The following is a 24,021-nucleotide window of genomic DNA, read 5'->3' as shown; positions in this document are numbered from 1 at the left end:
GGGGACATGGGCCAGGCACGCGACGACTACGTCCTGGATCTCGCGGCCAGCAGGCGGGGCTACGCCCTGAACCGGATGTGCCTGTCGCTGAAGGACGCCGCCAACCGCGAGCGGTTCAGCGCCGACGAGGCCGCCTACTGCGATGCCTACGGGCTGTCGCCGGAGCAGAAGAAGGCGGTCCTGGACCGGGACTGGACCGGGATGCTCGACCTGGGAGCGTCCATTTTCTACACCTACAAGCTGGCCATGATGGACCGGAAGTCGATGCAGTACCTCGGTGGCGTGTTCACCGGGATGACCGCGGAGGAGTTCGCGGCGGCGCTGCGCTCGGGAGGGCGGAAGTTTGGCTGAGGTGATCTGGGGTCTGGCGACCTCGCACGTGCCCTCGATCGGGGCGGCCATGGACAACGGCAAGACCGGCGACGAGTACTGGAAACCGTTGTTCGACGGCTACGCCCGGGCCCGGGAGTGGATGGCCGAGCACACGCCGGACGTCGCGATCGTGGTCTACAACGACCACGCCAACGCGGTCGACCTGGACCTGGTGCCCACCTTCGACATCGGCACCGCGGAGTCCTACCAGGTGGCCGACGAGGGCTGGGGCCGCCGCCCGGTGCCGGTGGTGCGGGGGGCGCCGGAACTGAGCGAGCACCTGGTGCGCGAGCTGGTGGACGAGGGGTTCGACCTGGCCACCTTCCACCGCCTCGACGTCGATCACGGGCTGACCGTGCCGCTGTCGGTGTACTGCCCGGAGCCGGGCGAGGCGTGGCCGTGCCGCGTGATCCCGTTGCTGGTCAACGTGATCCAGTACCCGCAGCCGACCGCGGCCCGCTGCTACGCGCTGGGGCAGGCGCTGGGGCGGGCGATCCGGTCGTTCCCCGGCGCGGAGAAGGTCGCCGTGTTCGGCACCGGCGGGATGTCGCACCAGCTGGCCGGCGCGCGTGCCGGGCTGATCAACAGCGAGTTCGACCGGATGTACCTGACGGCGATCGAGACCGAGCCGGCGAAGCTGGCCGCGCTGACCCGCGAGGACTACATCCGGCTGGCCGGGACGGAGGGGATCGAGCTGATCATGTGGCTGGTGATGCGCGGCGCGCTGAGCGAGAACATCCGGCGGGTGCACGAGACCTACCACGTGCCGGCGTCCAACACCGCCGCCGGGATGGCGCTGTTCGAGGAGCTGGGCGCATGAGCACCTTCGTGCTGGTGCACGGCGCGTGGCACGGCGGCTGGGTGTGGCAGCGGGTCGCGCCGCTGCTGCGCGCCGCCGGGCACGAGGTGCACACGCCGACGCTGACCGGGGTGAGCGATCGCGCGCACCTGCTGAGCCCGTCGGTCGGGCTGGGCACGCACGTCGAGGACGTCGCGGCCCTGATCGAGGCGTGGGACTTGGACGACGTGGTGCTGGTCGGGCACAGCTACGCGGGGCAGGTGATCACCGGCGTGGCCGACCGGGTGCCGGACCGGGTGGCGCGGCGCGTGTACCTGGACGCCTTCGTCGGCGACGACGGGGAGGCCGCGGTCGACCTGCAGCCGGAGACGATCGCCGGGCACTACCGCGAGTCGGTCGCCACGGCCGGGTTCGGGTGGCTGATCCCGGTGCGGTCGCTGCAGGTGCTCGGGGTGACCGAGCAGTCCGATGTGGACTGGCTGAGCGCGCGGCTGACCCCGCACCCGTGGCTGAGCTACACCGAACCGCTGCGCCTGACCGGCGCGGTGGAGCGGGTGCCCGCGGCGTTCGCCGAGTGCACCGACTGGATGCGGGTCTTCCAGCCCCACGCCGAGCGGGCCGCCGCGCGGGGCTGGCCGGTGCACACGATCGCCACCGGCCACGAGGCGATGGTCACCGCGCCCAAGGAACTGGCCGGCCTGCTGTTGTCCCTGGTCTGAGGAGGAGTCTTTCGTGGAGTTCCTGGTCCGCACGGAGAACCGGCTGCCCGCCGACACGCCCGGCCAGACCCGCGACCAGCTGCGCAAGGCGGAGCGGGAGCGGGCGATGGAGCTGCGGGCGGACGGCGTGCTGAAGCGGCTGTGGCGGGTCCCCGGCCGCAACGCCACGATCGGCCTCTACGAAGCCGAGGACCCCGCCGCCCTGCACGACGCGCTGACGTCGCTGCCGATGTGGCCGTGGATGGACGTGACGGTGGAGGCACTGGCGACGCATCCGCAGGAGCGCTGAGCGCGCCAGGGCTTCCCGGAGGAGCGGACGCTCCCGGCGCGTTCCTGGGCGCTCTGAGTGCGCAGCGTTTCCCGGAAGTGCAGGGCACTCGGCGCGTCCCTGGGGAGGCGCAGCGCGTCGCCGGTGGGGAGGGCGCCGCTTGCCTCGCCGTGGTGGGCTCGGGCCGTGGTGGCGCTGCTCGCCTGGAGCCGTGCGAAGCTTCCCCCGGAGGATCGGTCGCGCCCGGCGCGTTCCTGGGAGCTCTGAGTGCGCAGCGTTTCCCGGAAGTGCAGGCCGCCCTGCGCGTCCCCGGGGGAGGCGCAGCGCGTCGCTGGTGGGGAGGGCGCCGCGGCCTCGCCGTGGCGGGGTCGGGCCGTGGTGGCGCTGCTCGCCTGCAGCCGTGCGAAGCGCCTCCCGGAGGATCGGTCGCGCCCGGCGCGTTCCTGGGAGCTCTGAGTGCGCAGCGTTCCCGGAAGTGCAGGCCGCCCTGCGCGTCCCCGGGGGAGGCGCACCGCGTCGCCGGTGGGCAGGGCGCCGCGGCCTCGCCGTGGCGGGCTCCGGCTGCGGTGGCGCTGCCTGCCTCCAGCCGTGCGGAGCGCCTCCCAGCGCCCCCAGAGCGCTACGCGCGCAGCGCCTCCCCGAGCACGTCCATCGCGTCGTGCAGGAGGTCGTCGCTGATCGTCAGCGGTGGCAGGAACCGCAGGACGTTGCCGTGCGTGCCGCAGGTCAGCACGATCACCCCGCGCTCGTGGGCCGCCGCCGCGACCGCCTTCGCCAGCGCCGCGTCCGGCTCGGTCGTGCCCGGCCGCACCAGCTCGACCGCGATCATCCCGCCGCGACCGCGCACGTCGCCGATCCGCGGGTCGTCCAGCCCGCGCAGCCGGGACTTCAGCAGCGAGCCGATCTCCCGCGCGCGGGCCACGAGCCCGTCCTGCTCGATGGTCTCGATGGCGGCCAGCGCGGCCGCGCACGCGAGCGGGTTGCCGCCATAGGTGCCGCCGAGCCCGCCGGCGTGCACGGCGTCCATGATCTCCGTCCGCCCGGTCACCGCCGACAGCGGCAGCCCGCCCGCGATGCCCTTCGCCGTCACGATCAGGTCCGGCACCACGCCCTCGTGGTCGCACGCGAACCAGTCGCCGGTGCGGGCGAACCCGGTCTGGACCTCGTCGGCGACGAACACCACCCCGTTCGCCCGGCACCACGAGGCCAGCGCGGGCAGGAAACCGGGCGCGGGCTCGACGAACCCGCCCTCGCCCTGGATCGGCTCGATCACCACCGCCGCCAGGTTCGCCGCGCCGACCTGCTTCTCGATCACGTCCAGCGCGCGGTTCGCGGCCTCGGCCCCGGACAGTCCGCCGTCGCGGAACGGGTAGGACAGCGGCGCGCGGTAGACCTCGGGCGCGAACGGCCCGAACCCGTGCTTGTAGGGCATGGACTTCGCGGTCATCGCCATCGTGAGGTTGGTGCGGCCGTGGTAGGCGTGGTCGAACACGGCCACCGCGCCGCGGCCGGTGTGCGCCCGCGCGATCTTGACCGCGTTCTCGACGGCCTCCGCGCCAGAGTTGAACAGCGCCGTGCGCTTCTCGTGATCGCCGGGCGTCAGGCGGCCGAGCGCCTCGGCGACGGCCACGTACCCCTCGTACGGGGTGACCATGAAGCACGTGTGGGTGAAGGCCTCCACCTGTTCCCGCACCGCGCGCGCGACCCGCGGGTTGCTCGCGCCGACGGTGGTGACCGCGATGCCCGAGCCGAGGTCGATCAGGTGGTTGCCGTCGACGTCGACCACGATGCCGCCGCCGGCCGCGGCCGCGAAGACCGGCATCGTGGTGCCGACCCCCGCGGCGACCGCGGCGCCCTTGCGCGCCATCAGTTCGCGGGATCGCGGTCCCGGGATCGCCGTTTCCAGCCGCCGCTGCTGGTGGATTCCTGTGCTCGTGCTCGTGGTCATGCCCCAGTTTCGGGAGCGACGCGTCATGCTGTCCAATACTTGGTCGGCAGAATTTTGATGCCCAGGAGGCATATATGGAGTTGCGGCACCTCCGGTACTTCGTGGTGACCTGCGAGGCCGGCACGGTCAGCCGGGCGGCCGAGCTGCTGCACATCACCCAGCCGAGCCTGTCCCGGCAGCTGCGCCAGCTGGAGGACGAGCTGGGCGCCGAGCTGTTCGACCGCGCCGGGCGGCGGATGACGCCGTCGCGGGTCGGCCGGGCCCTGCTGGGAAACGCGCGGGACGTGCTGGAGCGGGCCGCGGCGCTGAAGACGGCGGCGACGTTCCACGCGCACGGGCGCATCGACCGCCTCACGATCGGCGCGCCGACGGTGACCCTGACCGATGTGGTGGCCCCGTTCATCGCGACGCTGGCGCCCGAGGACCCGACGATCGACGTGCTGGGCGCGGACGGGCTGTCCGCGGTGGAGACCCTGGCGCGCGGCGCCGATCTCGCGATCGCCACGGCCGCGCCGCGTGCGCCCTACCGGTCGCGGCGGCTGGCGGTGCTGCCGGTGTGGGCGTACGTGCCGGAGCGGCACCCGTGGAGCGGCCGGGGGAGCGTGCCGCTCGCGGAGGTGCTCGAAGAGCAGGTGATCGTGCTGCCGCCGGCGTTCACCGCGCGCCAGTCGCTGGACGCGGCGCTGCTGGAGCTGGGGACGACCTACGCGCGGGTGATCGAGGCCGCGAACGGCACGGTGGCGCAAGCGCACGCGGCGGCGGGCCGGGGCGTGGCGCTGGTGTCGGACGACCCGCGGTTCGGGCTGGTGCCGCTGCGGGTGCGCACGGGGGAGCGCCGGCTGGAGATCAAGCTGACCGCGGCGTGGGATGCGCGCCACGAGGCGGCGGCGACGCTGGAGGTGTTCGCCGAGCGGTTGAGTGATTTCGTGGGGGAGCGGTACGGGTGAGCGCTCGTTGGGGGAAGGCGATCACGGCAGCGCGATGCGCACGCCGAGCCCGACCAGCAGCGTGCCCATCACGGCGTCGATCGCGCGCCGCACCCGCGTCGCGGACAGCACCCGCCGCAGCGCGCCGACGACGTTCGCGAGCACCAGGTACCAGACGAGGGTGACCCCGGACGCCACGACGGCCAGCAGCAGGTGGTCACCGGCCCCGGCGCCGGCGGGCACGAACTGCGGCAGGAGCGCCAGGAAGAACGCCGCCACCTTGGGGTTGAGCAGGTTGCACACCAGCCCCTGGCGGAACGCGCTGCCCGTACCCGCGGCCGGTCCGGGCGCGGTGTACCGGCCGCGGCGGGCGGTGAGCAGGGTCCGGACGCCCAGCACCAGCAGGTACGCCGCGCCGGCGAGCTTGACGACGGTGAACGCGACCGCGGACGCGGCGAGCAACCCGGCCAGGCCCAGCGCGGTGACGATCGCCCAGCAGAACACGCCGGTGGTGATCCCCGCCGCGCAGGCCATGCCGGCCCGCCGCCCGGAGACCAGCGCGTTCTTGCTGACGATCAGGAAGTCCGGCCCCGGCGCCATCGCGGCGAGCACGATGACACCCCCGAGCGCCGCGAGCTGGGTCATGGTCACCCGCCGACGATACCGCCAGGGTCGTCCCCCGCACGCGGTTTTCCGGAGAGGTCCACAGTGGACCTGCGAGACGGGCATGGTTCGCGCGGCGCCGGTGGCGGCTTGATCGTCAGGTGAGGGGCGCCCACGGAGGCGCGGGCGGGGCAGGATCGCCGTTGTGGGTGAGGGGCTTCGCCTAGGGGGTCGGGCGGGCAGGTGGGTCGTGCGGGTGGGGCGGGTTTGCGTCGGCGTGGGTGGGTGGCTCGGGGCGGTCAGGCGGGCGTGCCGGCCGGGCAGGTTCGTCCGGCGTGGGTGGCTGCCGACTCTGCCCACGGGAGGCGGGTGGCCCCGTGGGGTGTGCGGGTGGGGTGGGTTTGGGTTGGTGTGGGTGGGTGGCTCAGCCACGGGTTCGGGGCGGTCAGGTGGGTCGCGCGGCCGGCAGGTTCGTCAGGCGTGGGTGGCTGCCGGCTCTGCCTACGGGAGGCGGGTGGCCCCGTGGGCTGCGCGGGGAGGGCGGCTTTGCGTCGAGGTGGGCGGGCAGGTTCGTCTCGTGCAGGTGGCCGAACTCTGCCTACCGGAGTCGGGCTGCGCGTGCCGCCCGCCGCTCGGTCAGTCCGCCTACGGAGTCGCGGGCGGCGGCCGGCGCGGCTCGCGTCCGGAACGGATCCTCAGGCGGCCCGCGCCGCGCCGCGGCCGAGGCGGGTCAGCAGGTCGTCCCGGTGCAGGTCGGCCACCGGGGACAGCAGGTCGGGGTGCCGCAGCAGTACCGCGGCCTGCCGGTCGCGCACGTCGGGGTCGGTGAGGCGCCGGAAGTCCGGCGCGAGGCCCGCCGCGTGGACCGAGCCGCTCACCGTCGCGGCCGCGGCCACCGCCAGGGAGCGGTCTGCGAGCAGGCACGCCGCCCAGCTGGCGACGACCTCGTCCACCCACGTGCGCCACGCGGTGTCCTCGCCCGGCACCACATCGACGCCCGCCACCCAGTCCAGCCGCCCGGACCCACCGGGCCCGACGACCCCGAGGAGCCCCGCGTCCAGCGCCGTGGGGTACCGCAGCCACGCGGCCACCGTCGCGGCCTGGCGGCACTGCGCCTCCGCCAGTGCGGCGCTCAGCGGGCCACGCTCGGGCGGGTACGCGCGCAACAGCCACTGCGCGGTGGCCGCGATGACGGACGACAGGTCGGCGGACACTTCCGAGCACCTTCCGGAAACGTGGGGGTCGGAGCACGCTAACAGCTCGCCGCGGCCCTTCCGGCGCACTTTTGCCGCACGTCACAGCCGTCGTGACCGCGGTCATGCGAACACCCCGAACGCAAAAAACGCGACGATCGGAAGATCGCCGCGTTCTGCGGAGGTGGTGCGCGATACTGGGATTGAACCAGTGACCTCTACCGTGTCAAGGTAGCGCTCTCCCGCTGAGCTAATCGCGCGAGGTGGAGACGGGATTCGAACCCGTGTACACGGCTTTGCAGGCCGTTGCCTCGCCTCTCGGCCACTCCACCGTGCGGGCCCGAGTGGGCTCCTCCGAGCGGACGACGGGATTCGAACCCGCGACCCTCACCTTGGCAAGGTGATGCGCTACCAGCTGCGCTACGTCCGCCTACCGTGACTCCGGGTTCCGAAGGTCCCCGTCGTCGTGGTGTGAGAGAACAATATCCGACCCGGCAACCCGCGAAAACAGGGGGGTGGGTGTTCCGCGCCCCCCGCGCGGGTGCTATCCAAGATCGTTTGGAATCAGGTGCGTGAGGGCGTCGTCCATGTCGATCCACAGGTGCTCGTTGCCCGGCAGCACCACGTCGTAGGTGCGGTCCAGGAAGTCGGCGAGCTCCTGGGCGGACGCCTCGAACACGGCGTGCCCGGACGGCGAGTTCAGCTCGATCATCACCGACTCGGGGTCCTCGACCGACGGGCGGATGCGGACGTCGCCGTCCCCGGCCTCGGCCAGCAGGCCGTCGGCGAGCAGGTCGCGGGCGTACACCCATTCGACCCAGCCGGCGCGGCCGGTGCGGAACGCCGCGACGACCGCGTACGGGTCGCGGGTGTCGTACCGCAGCTCCACCTTCACCGGCACGGCCGGGGCACGCGGCGCGAGGAGGTCGAACACCGCTGTGGAGCGGAGCGTCACGTGGTCGTTGCGCATCGTCTTACCTTTCGTCTCCCTTCACGGCCCGCTCGGCCGAGCTTCGAGTGTGAGACGCACGTACCCGCCGTCTCGCTTCGCGAAATCACCGGGCTTCACCCGGACGGGTTCGCGGCACCTCTCGCACTCGCGCTCGCGCGGTACCGGCCTGCGGGACCGGCCTCGCTGATCGTCTACCCACACATACTGCTCGGTTTAACGCGGGCAGGACAGCGTGGCTTCGCCGCCCGGCACGTGACCTGGATCGCTCCACGGCCGGGGCCGACCTCGATCACCTCGGGCTTCTCCGCAGCGTGTCGGGTCATATCCGCAGCGTGTGGTCCAAAGACCACCCGTTTGCAGTGCCCGGCAGGCTATCCGCTAGAGTTCCTTCTCGTACGGACGGGGGCGATTAGCTCAGCGGGAGAGCGCTTCGTTCACACCGAAGAGGTCACTGGTTCGATCCCAGTATCGCCCACCACCGAAACCGGCCCCAGGTGAAGCCACTCTGACGTCCAGTCCCAAGGCTTCCAACCTGGGGCTGTTTTGTTTCATTCCGGCACTGGTTCCACGTCACTCTGGCGCGGGAGACCGCCGTCACCTCCCTCTCGTTCGCCAGGCCGATCCGGTGTGACGGCTGCGTGAAGCGGTGTGGTCGCGGTAACATGAAACGCTCGCTCCTGCTGCTGAAACGAGGTGAGTTCGCTGTCGCCGCACCGGAACTCCGACGAACCTCCCCCCGCCGAAGATCGCGACTACTCCCTGCGCGCCGTCGACCGGGTGTGCGCCATCCTCAACCTGCTGCAGGAGTCGGTGGACGGCATCACCCTCAACGAGGTGGTCGAGGCCACCGGGATGCCGAAGTCCTCGGCCTACCGCTACCTCTGGACGCTGGAGGCCCACCGCTACGTCGAGCGGGACGAGGCGACCGGCCTGTGCCGGCTGGGCCTGGGCTTCCTCGGCATGCAGTCCCGGCACCTCGAACTGCTGCGCGAGCGGGTGCGGCCGTGGCTGGAGGGCGTGCGGGACGAGTTCGGCGAGACCGCGAACCTCGGGCTGCTGGACAGCGACCACATCATCTACATCGACATCATCGAAAGCCGCCGCGGCGTGCGGCTGGCCGCCTCCCGCGGCGACCGCGACCCGCTGCACTCGACGGCGCTGGGCAAGGCGATCACCGCCCACCTGCCCGAGGCGCGGGTGCGCGAGCTGCTGGAGCGCTCCGGGATGCCGGCGCGCACCGAACGCACCATCGTCACGGTCGAGGACTACCTCGCCGAGCTGGACAAGGTCCGGGCCCAGGGGTACGCGGTCGACGACGGCGAGAACGAGGCCGACGGGCGGTGCGTCGCCGTGCCGCTGCTGGGGACCAACCTGCCCGCGGCGATCTCGCTGAGCGCCCCGGCGGCGCGGTTCCCGCAGCGGGACGTGGCCGGGGCGGCGAAGGCGTTGCGGCGCATCGCGGAGCAGATTTCCACCCGGCCCTCCGGCGAGGTGGCGTAGGCGTCCACCGGGCGCGTTCCGTGATTCCGGCCCGCGGTCGCCGCGGGCCGTGGAGATTCTTTGGTGGGAAGGGAACCCCGGTGCACCGGGGAGGGCGGAAAGACGCAAGTGCGCCGAGGTTCCCTCGCCAACCAGCCGCGGCCGGGTGTCAATGGCTGTGGCACTACAGCTGGCCGCCGCCCCGGTGAGGAACAACCGTGCGGCGGGAGCAATCCTCGCCGCCGGGCGGCCCTCCGGCAATGCCCCGAACGGGGCAATTTCAGCTTCTACGTTTTACTAGATGAAACACATGCGGAAGTGGTCAATTAACCGGCTACCAGGAGTAGTTGTTTGCGGCTGAGCAACGACCGCGGTCCGTCATCTCGCCGTGATCGAACCGTGGCCGGAGAGTCGCCGGACCACCGGGAAATTCCTTGGAGTGGCTTGTAACACCACTCTGAACGTCACCGATTCCAGGGCAGATGCCACCCCAGCCGGGGTCGGCGGAGCAAAGAGCACGATTACTTTGCGTAATCGTCGGCGTGATCGGGGCGCGCCGGCACCCAGCCGGACGTCGCGGGAGGTCGGATGGAAGAGCCGGTGCGGAAGCCCATGCCGCTCGGGGAGGCGGTCCTGGGTTCCGAGACGCGAGGCCTCGCGGGCCACGCCCGGCTGCACGCCGTCGGCCCGGGCGAGAAGGCCACCCCCCGCGCGGCCGCCCAGCCGTGGGAGACCCGGTACCGCGCCTACGTGATCACCGCGGACGTGGTCGCCACGCTGCTGGTCATCGTGACCGGCGCGCTGCTGATCCTCAACATCACCGGGCGGCCCTACTTCCTGCACGCGTCGGGCACCGCGTTCGCGATCCTGTGCTCGCTGCCGGTCAACCACGCGTGGAGCCAGCACGTGCTCGGCGAAGGCACCGAGGAGTTCCGCCGCCTCGGCCGCAGCCTCGTGATCGCCGCGGTGGTCGTCGCGCTCGCCGGGCTGCTCTTCGGCGCGCTCGACGTGCAGCCGTGGGTCTTCTACGCGGTCCCGGCCGTCGCGCTGATCGCGTTCCCGCTGCGGTACGGACTGCGGCAGGTGCTGCACCGCAAGCGCCGCGCCGGCGAGTGCATGCACTCGGTCATCGCGGCCGGGTCGCCGGACACCCTGCGCGACCTGATCGACCGCACCCGCACCGAATCGCACGTCGGGTGGCAGGTGTCGGCCGTGTGCACCGCGACCGGGCAGGGCGAGCGCGGCACCGGCGAGATCGGCGGCATCGCGGTGGCAGGCCGCCTCGACGAGCTCGCCGACCAGGTCCGCCGCGGCGGCTACCGGGTCGTGGCGGTCACCTCCGATCCGCATTGGACACCGGAGCGGCTGCAGCGGCTGGCGTGGGACCTGGAGGGCACGGGCGCGGAACTGGTAGTCGCCCCGGTGCTGATGGAGATCGCCGGCCCCCGGCTCAACGTGTCCGGAGTGCTCGGCATGCCGCTGCTGCGGGTCTCGGCGCCCACGTTCACCGGCGGCCGCCGGGTCGTGAAGGACGTCGTCGACCGCATGGGCGCCGCCGCGCTGCTCGTGCTGGCCGCGCCGCTCCTGCTCGGCATCGCGGCGCTGATCAAGCTCAACGACCGCGGCCCGGTGTTCTACCGCCAGCTGCGCGTCGGCCGGGACGGCCGCACCTTCACGATGGTCAAGTTCCGCACCATGGTCATCGACGCCGACCGCCTGCGGCACGGCCTGCTCGGCGACAACGAGGGCTCCGGCCCGCTGTTCAAGCTCCGCCGCGACCCGCGCATCACCCGCGTCGGCGCGGTGCTGCGCCGGTACTCCCTGGACGAGCTGCCGCAGCTGTTCAACGTCCTGGGCGGCACCATGTCGCTGGTCGGCCCGCGGCCGCCGCTGCCCGCCGAGACCGAGAACTACGAGCGCGCCGCGCGCCGCAAGCTGCTCGTCAAGCCGGGCATGACCGGGCTGTGGCAGGTCAGCGGCCGCAGCGACCTGTCCTGGGAGGAGAGCGTCCGCCTCGACCTGCGGTACGTCGAGGACTGGTCGCTGGCGCTGGACATGGCGATCCTGTGGAAGACCTTCCGCGCGGTCACCGGAGGCCGGGGCGCGTACTGACGCCGCCTCTGGCACCCTTGCCCGACGTGCAGGCACTCACCTTCCCCCGTCTCCGCTCGGTCGCGCTGCTCGGCGCCCACTGCGACGACCTCGCCATCGGCGCCGGCGGCGCGCTTCTCACGCTGTGCGCGCACCGGCCGGACCTCGAGGTGCACGCGCTCGTCCTGTCCGGCGGCGGCACCGAGCGCGCCGCCGAGGAAGAGGCCGCGCTGGCCGAGTTCTGCGCGCCGGCGCGCGTCGAGCTGACCGTGCTGGACCTGCCCGACGGGCGGATGCCCGCGCACTGGAACGCGGTCAAGGACGCGGTCACCGCGCTGCGCGGCCGGGTCACCCCGGACCTGGTGTTCGCGCCGCAGCCGGGCGACCGCCACCAGGACCACCGGTTGCTCGCCGAGATCGTGCCCACCGTGTTCCGCGACCAGCCGGTGCTCGGCTACGAGATCCTCAAGTGGGACGGCGACCTCGGCCAGCCGACCGTGTACCAGCCGCTCACCGAGGAGGTCGCCGAGTCGAAGGCCGACCTGCTGGCCAAGCACTACCCGTCGCAGCACGGCCGCGACTGGTACACCCGCGACGCGTTCCTCGGCCTCGCCCGGCTGCGCGGGGTGCAGCAGCACACCCGCTACGCCGAGGCCTTCTACGTGGACAAGCTCGCGCTGGCGCTCGGGGAGGGGGCGCGGTGATCACCTGCCGGGCGTGCGGCGCCACCGACGGCGAGGTCGTGCTGGACCTGGGGGAGCAGCCGCCGTGCGACCTGTTCCCGCCCGCGGCCGATCCCGGCCCGGATCCGGTGTGGCCGCTGCGGATGTGGATGTGCGCGCGGTGCGCGCTGGCCCAGCTGGCCGAGGATCCGGGCACGGCCGAGGAACCCGCCGGGGTGGAGCCGAAGGCGCTGACCGACCAGGCCGCCGCCGCGGTCACCCGGCTCACGGGTGCCGGGCTGGTGCGGCCGGGCGCGACGGTGGCGGAGTTCGGCAGCCCGCACGGCGGTTCGTGGCTGCCGTTGCTGCGCGCCGCGGGCATGCGGGAGGCGGCCGCGGACGAGCCAGCGGACGTCGTCGTCGACTGCTTCGGGCTGATGCACGAACCGGACCAGCGCGCGGCGATGGCCCGGCGCGCGGCGCGGCTCGCGCCCGGTGGCGCCCTGCTGATGCAGTTCCACTCGCTGGCCTCGATCGTCCGGCAGGGGCAGTGGAACGCTTTGCGGCACGGGCACTTCGCCTACTACTCGGCTCCGGCGGCGATCACCCTGGCCGCGTCCGCGGGCCTGCGGCCCGGCCGCAGCTGGACTTTCGACCTCTATGGCGGCACCGTGCTCCTCGAACTCGCCCGTGACGCGAGCCCGGCGGCGGAGACCGACGGCCTGGTGGCCGGGGAACGCGCCGCCGGCGCCGACCGGATCCCGGTCGTCGCCGGGCTCGGCCGGGCCGTCGAAGCGGGCTGCGACCGCATCCGCGCGCGCTTGCGGGAGCACGCGGGGCAGCGCGTGGTCGGCTACGGCGCCGCGTCCCGGGCGGTGGTGTTGCTGCGCCGCGCCGGAATCGATATCGATCTGTTGCCGGAGATCGCGGACGTCTCGCCCGCGAAGCACGGTCGGCGGATGCCCGGTACCCGGATTCCGGTGGTATCAACGGAAGTCCTCACCCACCCGATCCCGCGAGCCGTCCTGCTGTTCGTCCCCGATCTCGAGCCCGAGGTGCGCGCCGCCTTCCCGCAGCTCGACGGCGACCACTGCGAGTGGATCGTGGCATGAATCGTGGCCGGTCAAACCGGTCAAAACGCGAAGATGATCTCGTCTTGGTGACTTCTCGTGAGTCCGGGCACTACGGCGAGTGGTAGTGATCACCCGATCGGGGTGAACTGATCACCCGGTTGCTCGTAACGCTGGCCACTGGCATCCCTATAGTCACGTTGACATAGGCCCCTTTTCCGGGGCGGGAGGATCGATCACCGGGGAGCAAGCCGCACCATGTCAGCCCAGACGCTGTCCTGCCGCCTGTGCGGTTCGCCGGGTCTGCGCAGCGTGGTCGACCTCGGCGCGAGCCCGCCCTGCGAGTCGTTCCTCGCCGCGGCGGATCTCGACGCGCCGGAGCCGGCGTACCCGCTGCACCTGCGGATCTGCCCGGAGTGCCTGCTGGCCCAGCTGCCGCCCCTGATCGATCCCGTCGAGACGTTCACCGAATACGCTTACTTCTCGTCGTTTTCCCACTCCTGGCTGGCGCACGCCGGGAAGTTCGTCGACACCGCCGTGAGCCGCCTCGGGCTCGGCCCGGACTCCTTCGTCGTCGAGGTCGCCAGCAACGACGGCTACCTGCTGCGCAACGTCGTCGGCCGCGGCTTGCGCTGCCTGGGCATCGAGCCGTCGGTCAACGTCGGCGCGGCCGCGCGCGAGGCCGGGGTGCCGACCCTGACCGCGTTCCTGACCCCGGAGACCGGCGCCGCGGTCCGCGCCGAGCACGGGCCCGCGGACCTGGTGGTGGCCAACAACGTCTACGCGCACATCCCGGACGTCCTCGGCTTCACGAAGGGCCTGCGGGCGCTCGTCGCCGACGACGGCTGGGTCTCGATCGAGGTGCAGCACCTGCTCAGCCTCGTCGAGCTGACCCAGTACGACACGATCTACCACGAGCACTTCCAGTACTACACGCTCGCTTCCGCGCAGCGGGCGCTGGCGACCGGCGGCTTGGCCGTGACCGACGTCGAACTGCTGGACACGCACGGCGGCTCGATCCGCGTGTGGGCGCGGCCGGCCGAGGCCGCCGGCGAGCCGTCCCCGCGGGTCGCCGAGGTGCTCGACCGGGAGCGCGCCGCCGGGCTGCACGAGCTGTCCGGCTACGCCGGTTTCGCGCGCCGGGTCGAGGAGATCCGGCTGTCGCTGCTGGAGTTCCTGATCGGTGCGAAGCGCCGGGGCGAGCGGGTCGTCGGCTACGGCGCGCCGGGCAAGGGCAACACCCTGCTCAACCACTGCGGGATCCGGCCCGACCTGCTCGAGTACACAGTGGACCGCAACCCGTACAAGCACGGCCGGTTCACCCCCGGCACGCGCATCCCCATCCACGAGCCCGAGCGGATCGCGGCGGACCGGCCCGACTACGTGCTCGTGCTGCCCTGGAACCTGCGCGCCGAGCTGACCGAACAACTGGCCCATGTCGCGGGCTGGGGCGGCCGCCTGGTGTTCGCGATCCCGGAGCTGGAGATCGTCTCCCCGAGAAATCCCGTGCTGCACGCTGTCGAGGTGAACTGAATGAAGGTGGTGCTCTTCTGCGGCGGCTACGGCATGCGCATGCGCAACGGCCCCGCGGACGACGTGCCCAAGCCGATGCAGATGGTCGGCCCGCGGCCGCTGCTGTGGCACGTGATGCGGTACTACGCGCACTTCGGGCACACCGACTTCATCCTGTGCCTCGGCTACGGCGCGCGGCACATCACGGACTTCTTCCTGAGCTACACCGAGACCGCGTCCAACGACTTCGTGCTGCGCGGCGGTGAGGTCGAGCTGCTCTCCACCGACATCAGCGACTGGTCGATCACGTTCGTGCACACCGGCGTCGAGTCGCCGATCGGGGAGCGGCTGCGCCGGGTCCGCAAGCACGTCGAGGGCGAGGAGATGTTCCTCGCCAACTACGCCGACGTGCTCACCGACGCCCCGCTCGACGTCATGGTCGACAACCTCGCCGCCTCCGACGCGGGCGCCTCGATGATGGTGGTGCCGCCGCAGTCGTCGTTCCACTGCGTGGAGTTCCGGGACGGCACCAACCGCGTGTCCGGGATCAGCTCGGCCAGCCGCCTGCCGCTGTGGGAGAACGCCGGCTACTTCGTGCTGCGGCAGGAGATCTTCGACCACCTCCCGGAGAACGGCGACCTGGTCGAGGACGGCTGCGCCGCGCTGGCCGAGAAGGACCGGCTGATCGCCTACCCCTACCGCGGCTTCTGGCAGCCCGCCGACACGTTCAAGGAACGCGCGGCGCTGGACGCGGCCTACGAGAGCGGCGCGCGCCCGTGGATGCTGTGGGAACGCCCGTCCCCGATCCCGGCGGAGGTGCGCTGATGCGGGTCCTGCTGACCGGCCACCAGGGCTACCTGGGATCGGTGATGGCGCCGGTGCTGCGCGAGGCGGGGCACGAGGTGCTCGGCCTGGACTCCGGCCTGTTCGCCGCGTGCGTGCTCGGGCCCGCCCCGGACGACCCGCCGGGCGACCCGGTGGACCTGCGCGACGTCACGGCCGACCGGCTGTCCGGTGTGGACGCCGTGATCCACCTGGCCGCGCTGTCCAACGACCCGCTGGGCGCGCTCGCGCCGGAGCTGACCTACGAGATCAACCACACCGCCTCGGTGCAGCTGGCCAAGCTCGCCAAGGACGCCGGCGTGCGCCGCTTCCTGTACGCCTCGACCTGCTCCGTGTACGGCGCGGCGGGGGACGACCTGGTCACCGAGGACGCGCCGCTGCGCCCGGTCACCCCGTACGCGGAGTCCAAGGTGCGCGTCGAGGACGACCTGCACGACCTCGCCGACTCCGGCTTCAGCCCGGTGTACCTGCGCAACGCGACCGCCTTCGGGTTCTCCCCGCGGCTGCGCGCGGACATCGTGCTGAACAACCTGGTGGGCCACGCCGTGCTCACCGGCCAGGTGCGGGTGCTCTCCGACGGCACGCCGTGGCGGCCGCTGGTGCACGCGCACGACATCGCCACGGCGTTCGCGGCGGCGCTCACCGCGCCCGCCGAAGCCGTGCACGACCGGGCGTTCAACGTGGGCACCGAGGCCAACAACCTCACGGTGCGCCAGATCGCCGAGTCCGTGGTCACCGCCGTGCCGGGCTCGCAGCTGCTCATCACCGGCGAGGCGGGCCCCGATCCCCGCTCCTACCGGGTGGACTTCTCCCGCATCCGGGAAGCGCTTCCCGGGTACGCGGCCGTCTGGTCCGTCGAGGACGGCGCCCGCGAGCTGGCCGGGCACTACACCCGCCACGGCCTGACCATGGACGCGTTCACGCAGCGCTACACCCGCCTCGCGTGGCTGAAGTCCGAGCAGGCAGGCGGCCGTCTCGCGGAAGATCTGCGAAGACACCGAACCTGACCGCAGGGCCGCGCGTCACACGATCGAGCACCAGCCCCGCACTTCCCCGACCCGCGCACCAGCCGACCCGGTGTGCCCGCCAGCAAGGACAGCACGGCGTTGACGATCATGGATTCCCCCAGTCCCGTCACCGACTACGAGAACCTGGGCGACGCGTTCGCCTTCGCCGCCGCGCACCCGCCCCGCCGCGGGCCCGACCCGCGCGTCACCGTCGTGGTGCCGGCGAAGAACGAGGCGGCGAACCTGCGTGAGATCCTGCCCGAGCTGCCGCCCGTGCACGAGGTGCTGGTCGTCGACGCCGACACCGGCGACGGCACACCGGAGATCGCGCGTGCCGCGCGGCCGGGCGTGCGGGTCATCAAGCAGACCCGGCGCGGCAAGGGCAACGCGCTGGCCTGCGGCTTCCTCGCCGCGTCCGGCGACGTGATCGTGATGTTCGACGCCGACGGCTCGGCCGATCCGGCGGAGATCCCGCGGTTCGTGGAAGCGCTCACCGACGGCGCCGACTTCGCCAAGGGCACCCGGTTCGCCCCCGGTGGCGGCAGCCACGACATCACACACCTCCGCGCCGCGGGGAACTCCGGGCTCAACCGCCTGTCCAACACGCTCTTCAGCGCCGGGTTCACCGATCTCTGTTACGGCTACAACGCGTTCTGGCGGGATCTGGTTGCCTTGCTGAACCTGCCGCCGGTGTTCGCGCCCGCGGGCGAGGAGATGCTGTGGGGCGACGGCTTCGAGATCGAGACCGTCATCAACTGCCGGATGGCCGCGCTGGGCCTGTGGATCACCGAGGTCCCCAGCGTCGAGCGGGCGCGCCTGCACGGCGAGACCAACCTGCGCACCTTCTCCGACGGCGGCCGGGTGCTGCGCACGCTGGTCGCGGAGTGGCAGCGGGTCGGCCGCCAGCGCCGCAGCCGCCGGTTCGGCCTGTTCACCCCGGACCCGGTCGTGGAAACCCCGGCGGCGCTCGCGCTGGACACGGGAGCGCCCGAAGCATGACCTCGTTCGACACCACCGTGGTGATCTGCGCCTACACCGAGGAGCGCTGGGACGACCTGACCGCGGCGGTCGCCTCCGCCCGCGACCAGTCCGCGCCGCCGCGCGAGATCATCGTGGTCATCGACCACAACCCGGAGCTGGAGCGGCGGGCCGCCGCGGAGTTCGTCGGCGTGACGGTGGTGCCCAACGCCGGGCGGCGCGGCCTGTCCGGCGCCCGCAACACCGCGGTCGGGCTCGCCAAGGGCGACGTGATCGCGTTCCTCGACGACGACGCCGAAGCCGCGCCGGACTGGCTGGAGCAGCTGCTGGCCGGCTACCGCGACCGGGACGTCCTGGCCGTCGGCGGCTCGGCCCGACCGCGCTGGCCGGGCGGGCGGCGGCCGGCCAAGCTCCCCGCCGGTCGCGGGTCGGTGCACGGCGAGCTGGACTGGGTCGTCGGCTGCACCTACACCGGGCAGCCCACGGCGGAGGCCCCGGTGCGCAACCTGATGGGCTGCAACATGTCCTTCCGCCGCGAGGCGTTCACGCTCGCCGGGCTGTTCTCCGAGGACCTCGGCCGCATCGGGCGCACGCCGCTCGGCTGCGAGGAGACCGAGCTGTGCATCCGGCTGCGCCAGGCCTTGCCCGGCGCGCGGATCGTGTTCCGGCCGCAGGCGGTGGTGCGCCACCGCGTCACCCCGGAGCGCACCACGTGGGCGTACCTGCGCCGCCGCGGCTGGGGCGAGGGGCTGTCCAAGGCCTACGTCTCGCGCCTGGTCGGCAGCGAGGCGGCGCTGTCCACCGAGCGCGACTACCTGAGCCGGACCATCCCGGCCGCCGCGGTGCGCGAGTTCGGGCGGCTCGCGTTGTTCCGCACCTCCGGCGCGGCCGGTGTGCTCGGGCTGGTGACCGTGGTGTCCTCGACCGCCGCCGGGTACCTGCGCGGCAAGGCGCAGATCCGCCCGGCGCGGCCACGCCCGTCGTCGTCGCTGGTGCACGGGCCGATCCACATCGCCACCGTGGACGCACGCACCGCCCCCGAGGAGCTGCCGGTGCCGCACCGGCCGGTCGGCCACTACCGCGCGGCGCAGGTGCTCGTCCGCGACGGCGACCGCACCCTCGACGTCCTGCTGCTCCCGGTGGAACGCGGCGTCGTGCGGCTGCCGAAGCTGGCCACCGCGCCCGCCCCGCGGCGGCGGCCGGAGTTCACCCGGCCGCCGGTCAGCGTCGTGATCCCGACCGCCTACCGCAAGCGGCAGGCCGTGGCCAGCGCCCGCGCCGCGCTGGCGGCCGGCTACCCGGACCTCGAGGTGATCGTGGTCGACAACCTGCCGCGGCTGCCCGAGGGCGACGACTGGCTGCGCGGCGAGGTGGAGGCGCTGGGCGCGCGGTACGTGGTGGAGCCGCGCAAGGGCGTCAGCGTCGCCCGCAACACCGGCGCCCGCGTCGCGAGCCACGGCCTGATCGCGTTCGTCGACGAGAACATCACCGTCGAACCCGGCTGGTTCGACGCGGTCACCGAGGAGTTCGCCGCCGACCCCGCGGTGGGGTGCGTGACCTCGCTCGTGCTGCCCGCCAGCCTGGAGACCGACGCCGAGGTCCTGTTCGAACGGCTCAAGGGCTACAGCAACTCGGTGCGGTGGCAGCGGATCGACCGGGACACCGCGCGCGAGGACCCGCTCTACCCGCTGTCCATGGCGCGTTACGGCCCGGGCAGCTGCGCGACCTGGCGGCGGGAGGTCTTCGAGGAGCTCGGCGGCTTCGACCCGCTGCTCGGGGCGGGCACGCCGACGATGGCGGGGGAGGACCTGGACCTGTTCGTGCGGCTGGCCTACGCCGGCGGCGCGGTGGTCCACACCCCGCACGCCGTGGCCCGGCACATCCACCGCGCCGACTGGCTGGAACTGCGGGAGCGGATGCGCGGCTACGGCGTCGGCCTGGCCGCGATGCTCGTGCTGTCCGTGCGCCGCCGCCCGGTTTCCGCGTTCTCGATCCTGCGCCGGGTGCCCCGCGGGGCGGCCCGGCTCGCGTCCCGCACCCCGGAACTCCCGCTGTCCGACCGCGCCGCCCGGTCGCGGCTGCGGCAGCTGCGCCGCGACGAGCGCCTCGGCCTGCTCGGCGGCGCGGCGGCGCTGATGCGGGCCCGGGGTGAGGCCGGAACCGGCCGCCGGTGAAGATGGAGGGCGACGGGCAGGAAGGGCGCGTGTGGTCGAGCAGCAGCTGAGGATCCGGCGGTACACCGCCTACGGGCTGCTTGCTGTCTGCCTCGTCACGATCGTGCTCGTCTGGTCCGGTTTGGACTTCTTCCTGCGGCCGCTGGCGGTCCTGGTGTTCGTGCTCACCGCGCCCGGCTGGGCCCTGATCTCCTACGTCAACGTGCGGCACCTGTCGGTGACCTGGGTGAGCGCGGTCGGCATCTCGCTGGCGATCACCCTGATCGTGGCGCAGGTGCTGGTGCTGACCCGGTTCTGGCACCCGGAGGCGGCGGTCGTGGTGCTCGCGTTCGTCACCGCCGTCCCGCTGGCGCACCACGTGCTGCGCAGCCGCCCGGGTGAGGTCCGATGACGGTGGACCGGAAAACCGCCCCGGGCAAGGGCATGGTGGCCGACGGCCTCGCGTTGTCGGCCTCGGCCGCGATCACCGCGCTCGCCGGGATGGTCGGCTGGGTGCTGGCCGCGCGGCTGCTGCCGCCCGCCGCGGTGGGCGACACCTCGGCGTTCGTGTCCGGGTTCCTGCTCGTCGCCGGGATCGCCGAGCTCGGCCTGGGGCCCGCGGTCCTGCGCTGGCTGCCCCGCGCCGGCGCGCAGCGGCCGCGGCTGCTGCTGCGCACCTATCTCGCGGTCCTGGCCGGCGGCGTCGTCGGCTCGGTCGTGTTCGTCCTCGTGCCCGCCGGGGCCGAGGTGGTGCACCGGGTGCCCGCCGGGGTCGCCTGGTTCCTCGTCGCCGGGATCGGCTGGACCGTGTTCCAGTTCCAGGACGAGGTGCTCACCGGGCTCGGCCTGGCCCGCTGGGTGCCGGTGGAGAACACCGCGTTCTCCGTGGCGCGGCTGGGACTGCTCGCCGGGCTGGGGCCGCTGGCAGGCGCGCTCGGGCTGGTGCTGTCCTGGGCGGTGCCCACGCTGATCGGGGTCGTGGTCGTGACCGTCCTGATCTGGCGCTCGGTGCGGCGCACCTCGCCCGCGCTCGCGCCGGGAGTCCTGCCCGGCCGCCGGGAGATCGTGCGGCTGCTCGCGCCGAGCTACCCGGCCATGGTGTGCGTGGTCGTGCTGTACAACCTGGTGCCGCTGATCGTGCTGCACCGCTTCGGCGCCGAGGCCAACGCCGTCTTCTTCGTGGTCTGGACCGCGATCAACGCGCTCGACGTCGCCGCGACGGCGTTCGTGAACCCGCTCGTGGTGCGCCTGTCCGCCGAGCCAGGCCACGCCCGGTCGCTGGTGACCGACGCGGGCAAGCGGCTGGTGCTGGTGTTCGTGCCGCTGCTCGCCGTCGGCGCCGCGCTGGCCTGGGTGATGCTGGCGATCTTCGGCGCGGAGTACACCGCGGGCACCGACCTGCTGCGGGTGCTGCTCGCCGCCCAGGTGCCGCGGCTGGTCGTGGTGCTGGGCGTGGCCGTGCACCTGGCCGCGGGCCGGGGCGCCGGCGTCGCGGTGCTCCAGGCCGTGACCGCCGCCTCCGCCGTCGTGCTCGCGCTGCTGGTGCCGACCGAGTTCGGCTTCGGGGTCGGCATGCTCGTGGCGCAGGCCGTGATCGCCGCCGCGGTGCTGGCCGACCTGCGGCGCCGGGTGTTCGGGGCGCGTCCGTGACCGAACCGCCCACCCGCTTCCTGCGCCCGGTCCGCCCGAACCGCACCAGCCGCCCCTCGCCCCGGCCGCGGGAGCCGATGCGGTTCACGCAGCCGCCCCCGGCGGGCACGCCCACCCGCTACATCCCGGCCTCCGGCAGGCTCGCTCCGCAGCCGAAGCCGGAACCGCCGTCCCGCGCGGTCGAGTCCCGGCCCCGGCTGGGCACCGGCGCCGGACGGCCCGCGTTCCTCGCCGACCCGTTCTTCGGTCCCGGCCTCGCCGGGGTCGCGGTGGTGCTGTGGATCATCGGGCTGCACCCGATCCCGCCCGAGTCGATCGGCGGGCTCGGGCTCGTCGCCGAGCTGTCGGTGCCCACGCTGCTGTCCTACCCGCTGCTGGTCGCCGCGGTGGTGCTGGAACTGCTCCGGTACCGCCCGCGCACCTGGTTGCTCTCGCTCTACACGCTCGTCGGCGTGCTCGGCGTCTACGGGCTGCAACCCGCGGTCGAGGAGGTCGCGCGGCTGCCGGTGGCCTGGCTGCACGCCGGGTTCGCCGACTACATCGCCACGTACGGCGACATCCTGCACGACTACGACGCGCGGTTCTCCTGGGCCGGGTTCTTCGCCCTCGTCGCGATGATCACCCGCGCGGCCGGGCTGCCCGACGCGATCCCGTTCCTGAACTGGGCGCCGGTGCTGCTGTCCGGGCTCGCGGTGCTCGGCGTGCGCGCGCTGGCCGTGTCCGCGCTGGGCAACCGGCGCGCGGCGTGGATCGCGCCGTGGCTCTACCTCGTGGCGAACTGGACCGAGCAGGACTACTTCTCGCCGCAGGGCACGGCGATGATCCTGATGCTCGCCGCGCTGACGCTGACCTTCCGGCACCTCGTGCGGCCCCGCCTCACCGAACCGGTCAAGGCGCGGCTGCGGGCCCGGCTCGCGCCGCGGTCCAGCCCGAAGGCGCGGCTGGTCGCGCAGGGCGCGGTGGTGCTCATCGGGCTCGCGCTCGCGCCCACCCACCAGCTGACCCCGTACGTGCTCGGGGTCCTGCTGCTGCTCCTGCTGGTGTTCGGGCGGCTGTGGCCGGCGTGGGTGCCGTTCGTGGTCCTCGGCGGCGCGGTGGTGTGGTTCTCGCTGGGCGCGTCGGAGTTCTGGAGCGGACAGCTGGTCCAGATGATCCTCAGCCCGCTCGGCGACGTCGGGTCCTCGGTGGACGAGGGCATTGTGGCCCGGTTCGCGGGCAGCCCCGGCCGGCTCGTGGTGCTCACCGTGCGCATCGGGATCACGCTGTTCGTCGCCGGCATGGCCGCCTACGGCATCTGGCTGATGCGCCGCGACTCGCTGAAGTCGTGGCTGCTGCCCGCCCTGTGCGTCGCGCCGTTCGGGCTCGCCGTGGCCCAGCCCTACGGCGGCGAGGTGTTCATGCGCTGCTTCCTCTTCTCGCTGCCGGTGATGGCCCTGCCCGCGTCGCTCGCGCTGGAGAAGTCCGTCACCGCCGCCCGCAGGCTGCGCTGGCGCAACCGCCCCGGGCACACGGTCCTCGCCGCCGGGGTGCCGTGGGTCGTGCTCACCGGGCTGCTCGCCTCGACGGTCACCGCGCGCGGCGGCAACGACGCCTACATCAGCTTCCACGCCAGCGACATCGCCGCCGCGAGCTGGGCGGTGCACGAGGCGCAGCCGGGGCAGCGGGTGGACTCGCTGGTCAACTCGGTGCCGCTGTCGTTCGCGCGGGTCGGCGAGGTGTCCCAGTTCGAGGTCGACGGCTACTGCGAAGACGTCATGGACGACGTCCCCGCGCTGGTCGCCTGCCTGCGCCTGAAGGGCCCCGATTATCTTGTGCTCACCGAGCCGCAGTGGGCCTACATGAAGATCTTCGAGCAGGTGCCCGACACCTACGGCGCCGACCTCGTGCGCGAGCTCGAGGCCACCGGGCTGTACCGCCTGGTGTTCGACGACCAGGGTTCGCTGGTGCTCGGCCGGACGACGCCCGCCGACCGGTTCGTGCAGGGCAGTGGCGGAGGGAACACGTGAACCAGACCCGGTCCCTGGGACGGCGGCTGAAGGACCAGGTGCACATCGAGCTGTGGTCGATGACCATCGGCGCGATCGTGAACGGTCTGCTCGGCAGCGCGCTGGTGCCGCGGCCCCTGCGGCTGCTGGGCTACCGCGCGTTCGGCGCGCGCATCCACTCCGGGAACATCTTCCCGGGGCTGCGGATCCACGGCGCGCTGCGCAACGTCGAGATCGGCCGCCGCACGTTCCTCAACGCCGAGTGCTACCTGGAGTCGGTCGGGCCGATCACGATCGGCGCGGCCTGCCAGTTCGGCCCCCAGGTCATGATCATCACCTCGCACCACCCGACGCTGCCCGACGGCACGGTGTCCCGCGTCGCCGAGGCACGCCCGGTCGTGATCGGCGACCGGGTGTGGGTCGGCGCGCGGGCCCAGATCCTGCCCGGCGTGCGCATCGCCGACGACGCGGTGATCGCCGCCGGCGCGGTGGTGGCGCGCGACTGCCCGGTGCCCGGCGTCTACGCCGGGGTGCCCGCCCGCCTGGTGCGGCAGACGTCCGTCGTGGCGGAGCCGGCGTGAGCCAGGCCGACTTCCTCACCCTGGTCACGGCGCTGTTCGGGGTGGCGCTGCTCGTCGTGCTCGTGGTGCGGACGGTGCTCAAGGAGATGGCCGTCGGCCGCCGGTCGACCGACACCGCCTCCGCGCGCACCGAGCGGATCCGCACACTGGACCTGGTGGCGGTGGGGCTGACCGTGCTCACCGCGATCGGCGCGATCTGGCGGATCGTGGTGGGACTGACGTTGTGACCG

The 24,021-nt window shown here is 73.0% G+C and carries 23 protein-coding genes and 4 tRNA genes; 20 read left to right on the top strand and 7 right to left on the bottom strand.

Annotated elements, in window-relative coordinates; translation table 11 throughout:
- The first annotated feature begins 6 nt into the window (after positions 1 to 6).
- The 4 genes from ABZ193_RS17610 to ABZ193_RS17595 are packed head-to-tail and all read left to right on the top strand — an operon-like array spanning position 7 to position 2,179.
- A complete protein-coding gene (locus ABZ193_RS17610; protein WP_354710630.1) occupies positions 7 to 351 on the top strand; it encodes a protocatechuate 3,4-dioxygenase in 345 nt (114 codons plus the stop codon).
- The gene (locus tag ABZ193_RS17605; protein WP_354710629.1) at positions 344 to 1,192 is read left to right on the top strand and encodes a class III extradiol dioxygenase subunit beta; all 849 of its coding nucleotides are present in this window, start codon (positions 344 to 346) and stop codon (positions 1,190 to 1,192) included. The genes ABZ193_RS17610 and ABZ193_RS17605 overlap by 8 nt, the downstream gene beginning before the upstream one ends.
- Positions 1,189 to 1,890, top strand: a complete 702-nt coding sequence (locus tag ABZ193_RS17600) for an alpha/beta fold hydrolase (RefSeq protein ID WP_354710628.1) — start codon at positions 1,189 to 1,191, stop codon at positions 1,888 to 1,890. Before ABZ193_RS17605 ends, ABZ193_RS17600 begins: the two co-directional genes overlap by 4 nt.
- Positions 1,891 to 1,903: 13 nt before the next feature.
- Positions 1,904 to 2,179, top strand: a complete 276-nt coding sequence (locus tag ABZ193_RS17595) for a muconolactone Delta-isomerase family protein (RefSeq protein ID WP_020423184.1) — start codon at positions 1,904 to 1,906, stop codon at positions 2,177 to 2,179.
- Between the two features lie 598 nt (positions 2,180 to 2,777).
- Here the strand turns inward: ABZ193_RS17595 and gabT are convergent.
- Complete coding sequence (gene gabT, locus ABZ193_RS17590) at positions 2,778 to 4,106, bottom strand: 4-aminobutyrate--2-oxoglutarate transaminase (protein WP_354710626.1); 1,329 nt, start codon at positions 4,104 to 4,106, stop codon at positions 2,778 to 2,780.
- A 74-nt stretch (positions 4,107 to 4,180) separates the two neighbouring features.
- Here gabT and ABZ193_RS17585 point away from each other — a divergent pair, with 74 nt between their 5' ends.
- Positions 4,181 to 5,053, top strand: a complete 873-nt coding sequence (locus ABZ193_RS17585) for a LysR family transcriptional regulator (RefSeq protein WP_354710625.1) — start codon at positions 4,181 to 4,183, stop codon at positions 5,051 to 5,053.
- Positions 5,054 to 5,074: 21 nt separating this feature from the next.
- Here the strand turns inward: ABZ193_RS17585 and ABZ193_RS17580 are convergent, their stop codons facing one another.
- The 6 genes from ABZ193_RS17580 to ABZ193_RS17555 form a co-directional block, all read right to left on the bottom strand.
- Entirely contained in the window at positions 5,075 to 5,677 is a 603-nt protein-coding gene (locus tag ABZ193_RS17580; protein WP_354710644.1) for a LysE family translocator, read from the bottom strand.
- Between the two features lie 653 nt (positions 5,678 to 6,330).
- Entirely contained in the window at positions 6,331 to 6,849 is a 519-nt protein-coding gene (locus ABZ193_RS17575) for a hypothetical protein (RefSeq protein WP_354710624.1), read from the bottom strand.
- 164 nt (positions 6,850 to 7,013) lie between these two features.
- Positions 7,014 to 7,088 (bottom strand) — tRNA-Val (locus ABZ193_RS17570).
- A gap of 1 nt (position 7,089) precedes the next feature.
- Positions 7,090 to 7,160 (bottom strand) — tRNA-Cys (locus ABZ193_RS17565).
- Positions 7,161 to 7,185: 25 nt separating this feature from the next.
- Positions 7,186 to 7,258 (bottom strand) — tRNA-Gly (locus tag ABZ193_RS17560).
- Positions 7,259 to 7,372: 114 nt separating this feature from the next.
- Positions 7,373 to 7,798: an SsgA family sporulation/cell division regulator gene (locus ABZ193_RS17555; protein WP_017987927.1), complete on the bottom strand. Its 426-nt coding sequence runs from the start codon at positions 7,796 to 7,798 to the stop codon at positions 7,373 to 7,375.
- Between the two features lie 385 nt (positions 7,799 to 8,183).
- On the opposite strand from ABZ193_RS17555, the gene ABZ193_RS17550 reads away from it, so the two are divergent.
- The 15 genes from ABZ193_RS17550 to ABZ193_RS17480 all read left to right on the top strand — a co-directional run bounded on the left by ABZ193_RS17550 (position 8,184) and on the right by ABZ193_RS17480 (position 24,018).
- A tRNA-Val gene (locus tag ABZ193_RS17550) sits at positions 8,184 to 8,258 on the top strand.
- A 215-nt stretch (positions 8,259 to 8,473) separates the two neighbouring features.
- On the top strand, positions 8,474 to 9,280 hold the full coding sequence (locus tag ABZ193_RS17545) for an IclR family transcriptional regulator (protein WP_020420739.1): 807 nt from the start codon (positions 8,474 to 8,476) through the stop codon (positions 9,278 to 9,280).
- A 567-nt stretch (positions 9,281 to 9,847) separates the two neighbouring features.
- On the top strand, positions 9,848 to 11,371 hold the full coding sequence (locus ABZ193_RS17540) for a sugar transferase (RefSeq protein ID WP_354710623.1): 1,524 nt from the start codon (positions 9,848 to 9,850) through the stop codon (positions 11,369 to 11,371).
- Between the two features lie 17 nt (positions 11,372 to 11,388).
- On the top strand, positions 11,389 to 12,054 hold the full coding sequence (locus ABZ193_RS17535; protein ID WP_354710622.1) for a PIG-L family deacetylase: 666 nt from the start codon (positions 11,389 to 11,391) through the stop codon (positions 12,052 to 12,054).
- Positions 12,051 to 13,124, top strand: a complete 1,074-nt coding sequence (locus ABZ193_RS17530; protein ID WP_354710621.1) for a methyltransferase domain-containing protein — start codon at positions 12,051 to 12,053, stop codon at positions 13,122 to 13,124. Before ABZ193_RS17535 ends, ABZ193_RS17530 begins: the two co-directional genes overlap by 4 nt.
- A gap of 216 nt (positions 13,125 to 13,340) precedes the next feature.
- Positions 13,341 to 14,615 carry a class I SAM-dependent methyltransferase gene (locus ABZ193_RS17525; RefSeq protein WP_354710620.1) on the top strand — a complete coding sequence of 425 codons (1,275 nt, stop codon included), beginning with the start codon at positions 13,341 to 13,343 and terminating at the stop codon, positions 14,613 to 14,615.
- The gene (locus tag ABZ193_RS17520) at positions 14,616 to 15,419 is read left to right on the top strand and encodes a glucose-1-phosphate cytidylyltransferase (protein ID WP_020420734.1); all 804 of its coding nucleotides are present in this window, start codon (positions 14,616 to 14,618) and stop codon (positions 15,417 to 15,419) included.
- On the top strand, positions 15,419 to 16,444 hold the full coding sequence (locus ABZ193_RS17515) for an SDR family oxidoreductase (RefSeq protein ID WP_354710619.1): 1,026 nt from the start codon (positions 15,419 to 15,421) through the stop codon (positions 16,442 to 16,444). Before ABZ193_RS17520 ends, ABZ193_RS17515 begins: the two co-directional genes overlap by 1 nt.
- A 72-nt stretch (positions 16,445 to 16,516) precedes the next feature.
- The gene (locus ABZ193_RS17510) at positions 16,517 to 17,443 is read left to right on the top strand and encodes a glycosyltransferase family 2 protein (protein WP_020420732.1); all 927 of its coding nucleotides are present in this window, start codon (positions 16,517 to 16,519) and stop codon (positions 17,441 to 17,443) included.
- Complete coding sequence (locus ABZ193_RS17505; RefSeq protein WP_354710618.1) at positions 17,440 to 19,596, top strand: glycosyltransferase family 2 protein; 2,157 nt, start codon at positions 17,440 to 17,442, stop codon at positions 19,594 to 19,596. Before ABZ193_RS17510 ends, ABZ193_RS17505 begins: the two co-directional genes overlap by 4 nt.
- A gap of 31 nt (positions 19,597 to 19,627) precedes the next feature.
- Positions 19,628 to 19,987 carry a hypothetical protein gene (locus ABZ193_RS17500; protein ID WP_354710617.1) on the top strand — a complete coding sequence of 120 codons (360 nt, stop codon included), beginning with the start codon at positions 19,628 to 19,630 and terminating at the stop codon, positions 19,985 to 19,987.
- The gene (locus tag ABZ193_RS17495) at positions 19,984 to 21,225 is read left to right on the top strand and encodes an oligosaccharide flippase family protein (protein WP_354710616.1); all 1,242 of its coding nucleotides are present in this window, start codon (positions 19,984 to 19,986) and stop codon (positions 21,223 to 21,225) included. The genes ABZ193_RS17500 and ABZ193_RS17495 overlap by 4 nt, the downstream gene beginning before the upstream one ends.
- Positions 21,222 to 23,231, top strand: a complete 2,010-nt coding sequence (locus ABZ193_RS17490) for a hypothetical protein (protein WP_354710614.1) — start codon at positions 21,222 to 21,224, stop codon at positions 23,229 to 23,231. The genes ABZ193_RS17495 and ABZ193_RS17490 overlap by 4 nt, the downstream gene beginning before the upstream one ends.
- Complete coding sequence (locus ABZ193_RS17485) at positions 23,228 to 23,791, top strand: DapH/DapD/GlmU-related protein (RefSeq protein ID WP_354710613.1); 564 nt, start codon at positions 23,228 to 23,230, stop codon at positions 23,789 to 23,791. The genes ABZ193_RS17490 and ABZ193_RS17485 overlap by 4 nt, the downstream gene beginning before the upstream one ends.
- Positions 23,788 to 24,018: a hypothetical protein gene (locus ABZ193_RS17480; protein WP_020420727.1), complete on the top strand. Its 231-nt coding sequence runs from the start codon at positions 23,788 to 23,790 to the stop codon at positions 24,016 to 24,018. The genes ABZ193_RS17485 and ABZ193_RS17480 overlap by 4 nt, the downstream gene beginning before the upstream one ends.
- Positions 24,019 to 24,021 lie beyond the last annotated feature (3 nt).

This window comes from Amycolatopsis sp. NPDC006125 (genome assembly GCF_040614195.1).
In the GTDB taxonomy this organism is placed as follows: domain Bacteria; phylum Actinomycetota; class Actinomycetes; order Mycobacteriales; family Pseudonocardiaceae; genus Amycolatopsis_E; species Amycolatopsis_E tucumanensis.
The sequence above is the reverse complement of the archived record's forward strand: the minus strand, read 5'-3'. Positions and strand labels throughout refer to the sequence as shown.

Coding starts and splice junctions, on each gene's coding strand:
- ABZ193_RS17610 (WP_354710630.1), top strand. CDS start 7: ATGGGCCAGGCACGCGACGACTACGTCCTGGATCTCGCGGCCAGCAGG.
- ABZ193_RS17600 (WP_354710628.1), top strand. CDS start 1,189: ATGAGCACCTTCGTGCTGGTGCACGGCGCGTGGCACGGCGGCTGGGTG.
- gabT (WP_354710626.1), bottom strand. CDS start 4,106: ATGACCACGAGCACGAGCACAGGAATCCACCAGCAGCGGCGGCTGGAA.
- ABZ193_RS17585 (WP_354710625.1), top strand. CDS start 4,181: ATGGAGTTGCGGCACCTCCGGTACTTCGTGGTGACCTGCGAGGCCGGC.
- ABZ193_RS17580 (WP_354710644.1), bottom strand. CDS start 5,677: ATGACCCAGCTCGCGGCGCTCGGGGGTGTCATCGTGCTCGCCGCGATG.
- ABZ193_RS17555 (WP_017987927.1), bottom strand. CDS start 7,798: ATGCGCAACGACCACGTGACGCTCCGCTCCACAGCGGTGTTCGACCTC.
- ABZ193_RS17540 (WP_354710623.1), top strand. CDS start 9,848: ATGGAAGAGCCGGTGCGGAAGCCCATGCCGCTCGGGGAGGCGGTCCTG.
- ABZ193_RS17525 (WP_354710620.1), top strand. CDS start 13,341: ATGTCAGCCCAGACGCTGTCCTGCCGCCTGTGCGGTTCGCCGGGTCTG.
- ABZ193_RS17520 (WP_020420734.1), top strand. CDS start 14,616: ATGAAGGTGGTGCTCTTCTGCGGCGGCTACGGCATGCGCATGCGCAAC.
- ABZ193_RS17515 (WP_354710619.1), top strand. CDS start 15,419: ATGCGGGTCCTGCTGACCGGCCACCAGGGCTACCTGGGATCGGTGATG.
- ABZ193_RS17505 (WP_354710618.1), top strand. CDS start 17,440: ATGACCTCGTTCGACACCACCGTGGTGATCTGCGCCTACACCGAGGAG.
- ABZ193_RS17495 (WP_354710616.1), top strand. CDS start 19,984: ATGACGGTGGACCGGAAAACCGCCCCGGGCAAGGGCATGGTGGCCGAC.